8 protein-coding genes and 1 tRNA gene are annotated in these 8121 nt (G+C 71.7%); 8 read left to right on the top strand and 1 reads right to left on the bottom strand.

The features are described from left to right. Positions 1 to 12: 12 nt before the first annotated feature. Positions 13 to 1224, bottom strand: a complete 1212-nt coding sequence (locus ACIWVC_RS17445) for a pyridoxal phosphate-dependent aminotransferase (protein WP_396448380.1) — start codon at positions 1222 to 1224, stop codon at positions 13 to 15. Between the two features lie 309 nt (positions 1225 to 1533). On the opposite strand from ACIWVC_RS17445, the gene ACIWVC_RS17440 reads away from it, so the two are divergent. The 8 genes from ACIWVC_RS17440 (at position 1534) to ACIWVC_RS17405 (ending at position 8048) form a co-directional block, all read left to right on the top strand. Continuing rightward, a tRNA-Trp gene (locus tag ACIWVC_RS17440) sits at positions 1534 to 1606 on the top strand. A 122-nt stretch (positions 1607 to 1728) separates the two neighbouring features. Further along, positions 1729 to 1989: a preprotein translocase subunit SecE gene (gene secE / locus ACIWVC_RS17435; RefSeq protein ID WP_396448381.1), complete on the top strand. Its 261-nt coding sequence runs from the start codon at positions 1729 to 1731 to the stop codon at positions 1987 to 1989. Between the two features lie 74 nt (positions 1990 to 2063). Continuing rightward, positions 2064 to 2906, top strand: coding sequence for a transcription termination/antitermination protein NusG (gene nusG / locus ACIWVC_RS17430; protein ID WP_396448382.1), 843 nt, complete (start codon positions 2064 to 2066; stop codon positions 2904 to 2906). Between the two features lie 279 nt (positions 2907 to 3185). Continuing rightward, positions 3186 to 3614 (top strand): 50S ribosomal protein L11, encoded by a 429-nt coding sequence (gene rplK / locus ACIWVC_RS17425; protein ID WP_396448383.1) that lies wholly within the window; start codon positions 3186 to 3188, stop codon positions 3612 to 3614. 58 nt (positions 3615 to 3672) lie between these two features. Beyond that, positions 3673 to 4389 carry a 50S ribosomal protein L1 gene (gene rplA / locus ACIWVC_RS17420; RefSeq protein WP_396448384.1) on the top strand — a complete coding sequence of 239 codons (717 nt, stop codon included), beginning with the start codon at positions 3673 to 3675 and terminating at the stop codon, positions 4387 to 4389. A gap of 176 nt (positions 4390 to 4565) precedes the next feature. Further along, on the top strand, positions 4566 to 6071 hold the full coding sequence (locus ACIWVC_RS17415; protein ID WP_396454325.1) for a class I adenylate-forming enzyme family protein: 1506 nt from the start codon (positions 4566 to 4568) through the stop codon (positions 6069 to 6071). A gap of 99 nt (positions 6072 to 6170) precedes the next feature. After that, positions 6171 to 7040 carry a hypothetical protein gene (locus tag ACIWVC_RS17410; protein WP_396454324.1) on the top strand — a complete coding sequence of 290 codons (870 nt, stop codon included), beginning with the start codon at positions 6171 to 6173 and terminating at the stop codon, positions 7038 to 7040. 153 nt (positions 7041 to 7193) lie between these two features. Continuing rightward, positions 7194 to 8048: a hypothetical protein gene (locus ACIWVC_RS17405; RefSeq protein ID WP_396448387.1), complete on the top strand. Its 855-nt coding sequence runs from the start codon at positions 7194 to 7196 to the stop codon at positions 8046 to 8048. The last annotated feature ends 73 nt before the right edge of the window (positions 8049 to 8121 follow it).

The raw sequence follows: 8121 nt of genomic DNA, 5'->3' as shown, positions 1-8121 counted from the left end.
GCGCGCGGACGGTCAGCTCGCCTCGGACAGCAGCTTGGCGACCCGCGAGACGCCCTCGGCGAGGTCGTCGTCGCCCAGCGCGTACGACATGCGGAAGTAGCCGGGCGTGCCGAACGCCTCACCCGGCACCAGCGCGACCTCCGCCTCGTCCAGGATCAGCGACGCCAGCTCCACCGATGTCTCCGGGCGCTTGCCGCGCAGCTCCTTGCCCAGCAGCGCCTTCACCGACGGGTAGGCGTAGAACGCGCCCTCCGGCTCGGGGCACACGACCCCGGGGATCTCGTTCAGCATCTTCACGATCGTCCGGCGGCGCCGGTCGAACGCCTTGCGCATCTCCGCCACCGCCGACAGGTCGCCGGACACCGCGGCGAGCGCGGCGGCCTGCGACACGTTCGCCACGTTGGACGTCGCGTGCGACTGGAGGTTCTGCGCGGCCTTCACCACGTCCGCCGGGCCGATCAGCCAGCCCACCCGCCAGCCCGTCATCGCGTACGTCTTCGCGACGCCGTTCAGGACGAGCGTCCGGTCGGCCAGCTCGGGCACCACGACCGGCATCGAGTGGAACTCGGCGTCCCCGTACACGAGGTGCTCGTAGATCTCGTCGGTGACGACCCAGAGGCCGTGCTCGTCGGCCCAGCGCCCGATGGCCTCGATCTCGTCGCGCGAGTACACGGCGCCGGTCGGGTTGGACGGCGACACGAACAGCAGCACCTTCGTCCGGCCGGTGCGGGCCGCCTCCAGCTGCTCGACGCTCACCTTGTAGCCGGTGGTCTCGTCGGCGACGACGTCGACGGGGACGCCGCCCGCCAGCTTGATCGACTCGGGGTAGGTCGTCCAGTACGGGGTCGGGACGAGCACCTCGTCGCCCGGGTCGAGCAGCGCCGCGAACGCCTCGTACACCGCCTGCTTGCCCCCGTTGGTCACCAGGACCTGGTTCGCCTCCACCGAGTAGCCCGAGTCGCGCCGGGTCTTCTCCGCGATGGCGGCGCGCAGCTCGGGCAGCCCGCCCGCCGGCGTGTACTTGTGGAAACGCGGCACCCTGCAGGCGGCGACCGCCGCCTCGACGATGTAGTCCGGAGTCGGGAAGTCGGGCTCGCCCGCGCCGAACCCGATGACCGGGCGGCCCGCCGCCTTCAGCGCCTTGGCCTTGGCGTCGACGGCCAGCGTGGCGGACTCGGATATCGCGGCGATGCGCTTGGAGATGCGAGGACGGTCAGTGCTCATGCCCCCATCGTTCCAGATCGCCGTTCACGACCCGAGCGATATATCCGCGGCCGAGCGGAGCCCGTCCAGGTAGACGGGGGTGGGCGGGGGCCGCAGGACGGCCCGCCGGATCGGCTTCGCCGCCGCACCGTGGACGATCCGTGGGTATCGGTTCGACGCGGGGCCGTCGGCCACGTAGACTCACCCTCCAAGTGACGCGTCACCGGTATACGAGCCTGTCCGCACGCGGGCATGCAGCGCGAGGCCGTAAGCTGGGACCCGGCACCGTCCCGGCCCCGTGGCCGGGTGTTCTCCTTAGCCGGAGAATGAAGGGCAGTGGCTCAATTGGTAGAGCTCCGGTCTCCAAAACCGGCGGTTGGGGGTTCGAGTCCCTCCTGCCCTGCGAGGTGCGGTGCGCGCACCCGTGCCGGTCGCGTCACGGCGGGCGCCGCGGCGGGCCGCGGCACGGGCCGCGCGGCAACCACGTGGTGGTTGGATCACGACCTATGAGGTGAACGGCGGCAAATGGCGACTGAGACTCGCGACGAGCCCGAGGCCAAGGATGAAGGCAAGGGCAAGGGCAGGAAGAAGTCCCCGTCCAGGCGGACCTCGCCCGTGCTGTTCGTGCGCCAGGTCATCGCCGAGCTGCGCAAGGTCATCTGGCCCACGCGGCGCGAACTGATCACCTACACGACCGCCGCGCTGGTGTTCGTGCTGATCATGGTCGGGATCGTCTCCGGCTTCGACTACGGGCTGCAGAAGGGCGTCTACGCCATCTTCGGCTGACGCCGCGGCCGCCCGGCCGGCGGCCCGCCGCACCCTTGCAAGTCCATCACCGCAGACCGAGAGAAAGAGTCACCGTGTCCGAGCCCTCACAGCCCTACGACGAGGCCGTTGAAGAGGCCCAGTCCGCTGCGGCTGCTGCGGCCGACCAGGCGGCCGAGCCCGCCGACGAGACGGCCGAGGCGGTCGTCTCCGCCGGCGACGCCGAGCCGGCGGACACGAAGCTGGAGGGCGAGGGCGTCCCGGGCGACGCCGCCGAGGGCGCCGCCGACCTGGCCGACGCCGTCGAAGGCGAGGACGAGGAGGAGGCCGAGCCCGAGCAGCCGGCCGACCCGTACGCCGACTTCAAGATGCAGCTCCGCCTCCAGCCGGGCGACTGGTACGTCGTGCACTCCTACGCGGGCTACGAGAACCGGGTCAAGACCAACATCGAGACCCGCACCCAGACCCTCAACATGGAGGACTACATCTTCCAGATCGAGGTCCCGCAGCACGAGGTGACCGAGATCAAGCAGGGCAAGCGGCAGAAGGTCAACGAGAAGGTCCTGCCGGGCTACATCCTCGTCCGGATGGAGCTGACCGACGAGTCCTGGGCCGCCGTCCGCAACACCCCGGGCGTCACCGGGTTCGTGGGCCTGCTGAACAAGCCGTCCCCGCTGAGCCTGGACGAGGTCGCCAACCTGCTGGCGCCCGAGCCCGAGGAGGGCGCCGCCAAGACCGCCAAGACGGAGGCGAAGGCCCCGGCCGCCGTCGACTTCGAGGTCGGCGAGTCCGTCACCGTCATGGACGGCCCGTTCGCCACCCTCCCCGCGACCGTCAACGAGATCAACGCCGAGCAGCAGAAGCTGAAGGTCCTGGTGTCGATCTTCGGGAGGGAGACTCCGGTCGAGCTGAGCTTCAACCAGGTCTCCAAGATCTGACCGAGCCGCTCCTGACAGGCCGTATCCTGGACGGGTTGTCCCTGCGGACGCGGGGATGGTCCAGTGCTCGCCTCGATCTTCGAGAGCGGGGCACTGGTGGGCCCCGCGCATGGGGGATGGTCCAAGTCGCCGCGCTCGTCAAGGTGCGGCTGCAGCGCTCCCCGCGCACGCGGGGCCGAGGCAACAAGGGTCCCAACACGGCGGTTATGTTCCGCCCGCCGTGTTGCCCGGACGTCCGGGAGTCGGGACCGCAGTGAAACGGAACACCGAGGGAAAGGCATGCCTCCCAAGAAGAAGATCGCGGCCTTGGTGAAGGTCCAGCTGCAGGCCGGGCAGGCGACGCCGGCGCCGCCCGTCGGTACGGCGCTCGGCCCGCACGGCGTCAACATCATGGACTTCTGCAAGCAGTACAACGCTGCCACGGAGTCCCAGCGCGGCAACGTCATCCCCGTAGAGATCACCATCTACGAGGACCGGTCGTTCAGCTTCATCACGAAGACCCCGCCGGCCGCGCAGCTGATCCTGAAGGCCGCGGGCGTGGAGAAGGGCAGCGGCGAGCCGCACAAGAACAAGGTCGGCTCGGTGACCCGCGACCAGATCCGCGAGATCGCCACGACCAAGATGCCCGACCTGAACGCCAAGGACCTGGACGCCGCCGAGAAGATCGTCGCCGGCACCGCGCGTTCGATGGGCATCGACGTCAAGTAGCACCCACCTGTGGGAGGGCCGGCGCCGGCCCGCACCACGAGTTCCTGGAGGAACGCACATGAAGCGCAGCAAGGGCTACCGCGCCGCGGCGGAGAAGATCGACCGCGATCGGCTGTACAGCCCGGCCGAGGCCGTGAAGCTCGCCAAGGAGACCGCGGTCACCAAGTTCGACGCGACCGTCGAGGTCGCGCTGCGGCTCGGCGTCGACCCGCGCAAGGCCGACCAGATGGTGCGCGGCACCGTCAACCTGCCGCACGGCACCGGCAAGACCGCCCGCGTGCTGGTCTTCGCCGTCGGCGCCAAGGCGCAGGAGGCGGAGGCCGCGGGCGCCGACCTGGTCGGCTCGGACGACCTGATCGAACGGATCCAGGGCGGCTTCCTGGACTTCGACGCGGTCGTCGCCACGCCGGACCAGATGGGCAAGGTCGGGCGGCTCGGCCGGATCCTCGGCCCGCGCGGCCTGATGCCGAACCCGAAGACCGGCACGGTCACCATGGACGTGGCCAAGGCCGTGACCGACATCAAGGGCGGCAAGATCGAGTTCCGCGTCGACCGGCACGCGAACCTGCACTTCATCATCGGCAAGGCGTCCTTCGACGAGCGCCAGCTGGTGGAGAACTACGCGGCGGCGATCGACGAGATCCAGCGGCTCAAGCCGTCCGCCGCGAAGGGCCGGTACGTGAAGAAGGCGTCCCTGACGACCTCGATGGGCCCGAGCATCCCGGTGGACCCGAACGCGGTCCGCAACCTGACGGCGGAGCTCGAAACCGCCTGATCGCCTCACCGGAAGGGCGTCCCCGCGGCGGCGGGGGCGCCCTTCCGCCTTCCCGCCCGGCCGCTCCGTCCCGCCCGGCCGCTCCGTCCCGCCCGGCCGCTCCGTCCCACCCGGCGGTACCGGCGGCCCCGGCCCGCCGGGCCGGCGGTACATTCGCCCGCGTGGCGAGGAGGGCGATGCGACGGCTTCATGACGTGCTCGACGCCGCGGCGGCGGACGCGCCCGGCGCCCCGGCCCTGTCGGTGGACGGCACGACGTGGACGTTCGGGGAACTGCGCGGCAGGGCGGACGCGCTGAGCGCCTTCCTCTCGGCGCGCTGCCCGCGCGGCGCGCGGGTCGCGCTGCTGGCGCACAACCGCCCGGAGTACGTGGCCGCCTACTACGGGGTTCCGCGCGGCGGCCGGATCCTGGTGCCGCTCAACCAGCGGCTGCATCCCCGGGAATGGGCGGACCAGATCGCCCGCAGCGGCGCCGAGCTCGTCCTCGGAGAGCCGGACCTCCTCGCCCGCCTCGCCGCCGAGGGCGGCCTGCCGCCGGACCGCCCGTCCCTGACCGGCATCACCGACCTGCCCTGGGACGGCCCGGCGCCGGAGTCGGAGTCGGACCCGTCCGACGTCGCATGGCTGCTGTTCACCAGCGGCACGACGGGCCGCCCCAAGGGGGTGCGGCTCACGCACGGGAACCTGCTCGCGGGCCTCGACGCCTCCGCGCACGGCCGCCCGGTGCGGGCGACCGACGTGTTCTGCACGCCGTTCCCGCTCTGCCATGTGGCGGGCTACCAGGTCATGCTGCACCACCTGTTCCGCCGCCACGCCGTCGTGCTGCGCAGGTTCACCCCGTCCGCCCTGGTCGCGGCGGCGCGCAGGCACGGGGTGACGGGCCTGTCGCTGGCGCCGACGATGCTGGAGGACCTCCTCGCGCTTGACCCGGCGGAGCTGGACGTCCTGCGCGGCACCCTCCGCGTGGTCTACTACGGCTCGGCCCCGATGCCGGTCCCGCTGCTGCGCCGCGCCGCCGAGACGCTCGGCTGCGACTTCAACCAGGGCTTCGGCATGACAGAGCTGTCCGGCAACGCGACCTTCCTCTCCCCGGACGACCACCGCGCCGCCCTCACGACGCGGCCCGGGCTGGCGGCTTCGGCGGGACGCCCCGCCGGAGGCGTCGAGATCGCGATCCTGGACGAGGAGGGGGCGCTCCTCCCGCCCGGCGCGCTGGGCGAGGTCGGCGTCCGCGGCCCGCAGGTCACGACCGGCTACTGGGACGATCCGGCCGCGACGGCCGGCGCGTTCGCCGGCGGCTGGTTCCGCACCGGCGACGCCGGCCGCGTCGACGAGGACGGCTATCTCTACCTGGTCGACCGCCTCAAGGACGTGATCATCACCGGCGGCGAGAACGTCTCCTCGCGCGAGGTGGAGGACGTCCTGCGCACGGTCCCCGGCGTCGCCGAGGTCGCCGTCGTCGGCCTGCCCGACCCGCGCTGGGGCCAGACGGTCTGCGCCGTGGTCGTCCCCGACGGCGCCCGCCCGGCCGAGCGGGACCTGATCGCCGCGTGCCGCGCCCGCCTCGCCGGCTTCAAGACGCCCCGCCGCATCGAGTACGCCGACGCGCTGCCGCGCACCGGCACCGGCAAGATCCAGAAGTCCGCCCTCCGCGCCCGCCTGCGTGCCGGGCGACCGGGCTAGCACGGAACGCGGCGGATACAAACATCGCAGTCCGGATCCGGACAATCCGTTCCCTGGTTGCTTTGTTACCTGCGGGGAACTTGGTGTTGAATTGTCCTCGTGAAGCGTCGTACCGACCGGGCCATCGCCATCTCCGCCGTGGCGGCGGTGGCCGTCGTGCCCACGGCGATCCTGATGGTCGTCAAGGTCGGCGGTGACTCCGCCAAGGACGCGGGGGACATGCCCCCGGCCGCGGCCATGGCCCAGCAGGACGGGGCCAACCCGAACGGCTCGACGGCCGGCACCGTCACGCCGGGCGCGCCCGCCGCGCCGGGCGGCCCCGCGGGCGCCACTCCCGGACCCGGCGCACCGGGCGCCGGCGCCGGCGGCGCGCACGGCCTGCCCACCGCACCGCCCCAGCCCGGTCCCAGCCTGCACTCCTTCACCCGCAAGACGGACATGAAGGTCACGATCGGGTCGAACGGCGACTACCAGCACGCCGTGGAGACGGCCTCGTTCACCCTGTGGCCGAAGTTCGCGATGAGCGCCACCGGCGTCACGACGACGGTGCAGAACGGCGAGGAGAGCAAGGTCACCCAGAAGGTGATCGTCAGCGGCACCACCCTGAAGGGCTTCGACGGGGAGAAGTGGACGCAGTCCACGCTCACCGCGGCCCAGCTGGGCAAGCTGCAGAACGACTCCGACCCCCGGCAGTTCACGTTCATGATCGGGACGCTGCCCGGGATGACCGCGAGCGAGCCGGACGCGTCCGGCAAGACCCACTTCTCGGCGCAGGCGCTGATGGGCAGCGTCTACGCGCTGCTCCCGCAGGACGCGGCGACCCGCTTCCGCACCTGGATCCCCGACTCCACCGGCTGCGGGCTCGACCTGTGGGCCGACAGCAAGGCCCGCCCCACCTCGATCCAGCTGAACGCGCAGGCCCCCGGCGCCGGGTTCGACGGCTCGATGACCTTCGCCTCCTACCGCTGAGCCGGCCCCCGCGCGCCGCCGTCCGGCAGTGCGCGGGCTACGCCGATGGTCGTACCGGCCGGGCGCCCATTCGTACCACCGGGGGATGCCCCTGATGTTGGCGCCCCGGAACACTGGGAACACCAGAAGGGCGACAAGGGAGGCTCAACCCTCATGAACCGACGACTCGTGGTGGCGGTCGGCGGCACCGCCGTGGGTGCCGCGCTCGTCCTGTCCGGATGCAACGGGGACGGGTCGGCGAACACGGAGAACATGAAGCTCAGCGCCGCGCAGGCGCTGGCCAAGACGTCCCAGAAGGCGGAGAAGGCCGACACGTTCAAGGCCGACCTCACCGTCGCGGGCACCGGCGGGGACGGCGCCGGCAAGATCCACGCCGACGGCCAGTTCCAGCTGCGCCCGTCGCTGAAGTTCAGCGCGAAGCTGGACGAGTTCAGCCGGAACGGGCAGAGCGTGCCGGGCGCCAAGGGCCAGGCCGTCTTCACCGACAACGTCCTCTACGCGAAGGTCCCGCAGCTCGCCCAGTTCGTCAGCAACGGCAAGCCGTGGGTGCGGATCGACGTGAACCGGGTCGCGCAGCGCACCGGGTTCGACGTCCAGGGCCTGGTCGGCCAGGTGCAGAAGGTGGATCCGGCCGAGCAGACGAAGATGTTCACCGGCTCCAAGGACGCCCGCCGGGTCGGCGCCGAGAAGGTCGACGGCGTGCAGACGGTCCACTACACCGGCACGGTCACCGTGCAGGACGCGCTGAACCGCCTCGACCCCGAGGCGCGCGCCAAGGTGAGCAAGTGGCTGCCGAAGGACCGCGGCAACGCCAAGATCAACTTCGACCTGTGGGCGGACGGCGACAACCTGCCCCGCAAGATCGTCTCGAAGACGAACGGGACGCAGGGCGAGAGCGGCTCGGTGACCGTGCTCTACAGCCACTACGGCGAGTCGTTCACCGTGAACCCGCCGCCGTCCGACCAGGTGGGCCAGTTGACCCTCGGCGCGCTCCTCGGCGGCGACTGAGCGCGGCGCGCCGGCCGGAGCGGTGGAACCGAGTGGGGCGGCGCCGCGTCTGATCGGTCGTCCGGCCCGTGCG

It is taken from the genome of Actinomadura sp., from assembly GCF_044508335.1.
GTDB lineage: Bacteria > Actinomycetota > Actinomycetes > Streptosporangiales > Streptosporangiaceae > Spirillospora.
Note: the sequence above shows the minus strand (reverse complement) of the source record. Positions and strands in the feature narration are given on the sequence as shown.